The 1,347-nt window shown below is 73.0% G+C and carries 2 protein-coding genes; both read left to right on the top strand.

Features of this window, described 5'->3' with window-relative positions:
- The first annotated feature begins 1 nt into the window (after position 1).
- Positions 2 to 637: a response regulator gene (locus tag CCN35_RS26740; protein ID WP_245863533.1), complete on the top strand. Its 636-nt coding sequence runs from the start codon at positions 2 to 4 to the stop codon at positions 635 to 637.
- A 56-nt stretch (positions 638 to 693) separates the two neighbouring features.
- Complete coding sequence (locus CCN35_RS26735) at positions 694 to 1,326, top strand: AAA family ATPase (RefSeq protein WP_086794627.1); 633 nt, start codon at positions 694 to 696, stop codon at positions 1,324 to 1,326.
- Positions 1,327 to 1,347: the final 21 nt, after the last annotated feature.

The following is a 1,347-nucleotide window of genomic DNA, read 5'->3' as shown; positions in this document are numbered from 1 at the left end:
GCTGCTGCGCACCGGATTCCGGATGGTGCTCGCCGCCCAGCCCGACATGGAGGTCGTCGCGGAGGCGGGCGACGGCGTCGAGGCCCTGCAGGTGCTGCGCTCCAGCGAGGTGGACGTGGTGCTGATGGATGTGCGCATGCCGAAGCTGGACGGCGTGGAGGCCACCCGCCGCATCTGCTCCGGGCCCAATCCCCCGAAGGTGCTGATCCTGACCACCTTCGACCTCGACGAGTACGCCTTCTCCGGACTGAAGGCGGGCGCCTCCGGGTTCATGCTCAAGGACGTGCCGCCCGGTGATCTGCTCGCCGCGATCCGCGCCGTGCACAGCGGTGACGCCGTGGTCGCGCCCTCCACCACCCGGCGTCTGCTCGACCGGTTCGCGCCGATGCTGCCCAGCGGCGGCAAGGAGCCGCAGCACAAGGAGCTGCAGCGGCTCACCGAGCGCGAGCGCGAGGTCATGATCCTGGTCGCACAGGGCCTGTCGAACGGCGAGATCGCCGCCCGGCTGGTGCTGTCCGAGGCGACCGTGAAGACCCATGTGGGCCGGATCCTGACCAAGCTGGGTCTCAGGGACCGGGTGCAGGTGGTGGTCATGGCCTACGAGACCGGTCTCGTCCGGGCCGGCGGGCGCGGCTGAGCGGAGCGGGCGGCCGCCGGCGGGTCCGGCGGGTCCCGGATCGGTAGGGTCGGCGCATGCTCCTGTGGATCAACGGTCCCTTCGGGGGCGGAAAGACACAGACCGCGTACGAGATCCGCCGCCGTCTGCCCGGCAGCGTCGTCTGCGACCCCGAACACATCGGCTTCGGTCTGCACCGCACGCTCCCGCCCGGGCTGCGCGGCGACTTCCGGGAGCTGGTGTCCTGGCGGCAGGGCGTGGTCGAGGTCCTGGACCTGGCCCTCGGCCGGCACAAGGGGGTGGTGATCGCCCCCATGACCGTCACCGACTCCGGCCACTTCGCCGAGACCGTCGGACGGCTGCGCGAACTGGGGCACGACGTACGGCACTTCACCCTGCTCGCGGAACGCGGGACCGTGCTGAGGCGGCTGCGGGAGCGCGGCCTGGGGCATCTGCTCGCCCGCATCGCGGGCAGAGGCACCGGCCCGGGCCGGGAGTCCTGGGCCGTACGGCAGCTCGACCACTGCCTCGAGCGGCTGCGCGAGCCGGAGTTCGCCGAGCACCTGTGGACGGACCACGCGACCGTGCCGGAGACGGCCGACCGGATCGCCGCCCTGGCCGGGCTGACGCTGAGGCCCGGCACAGGGGGCCCGCTGCGGACCCGGCTGCGGCAGGCGGGGGTGGGCCTTCGTCACATCCGGTTCGACTGACGGCCGGCACCGGTGCCGGCC

Origin of the sequence: Streptomyces thermovulgaris (assembly GCF_002155915.1) — a bacterium.
Taxonomy (GTDB): Bacteria; Actinomycetota; Actinomycetes; order Streptomycetales; family Streptomycetaceae; genus Streptomyces; species Streptomyces thermovulgaris.
This window is presented reverse-complemented; position numbering and strand designations above follow the sequence as displayed.

Excerpts from the sequence above, each read along its gene's own strand:
- CCN35_RS26735 (WP_086794627.1), top strand. The coding sequence starts at position 694 with ATGCTCCTGTGGATCAACGGTCCCTTCGGGGGCGGAAAGACACAGACC.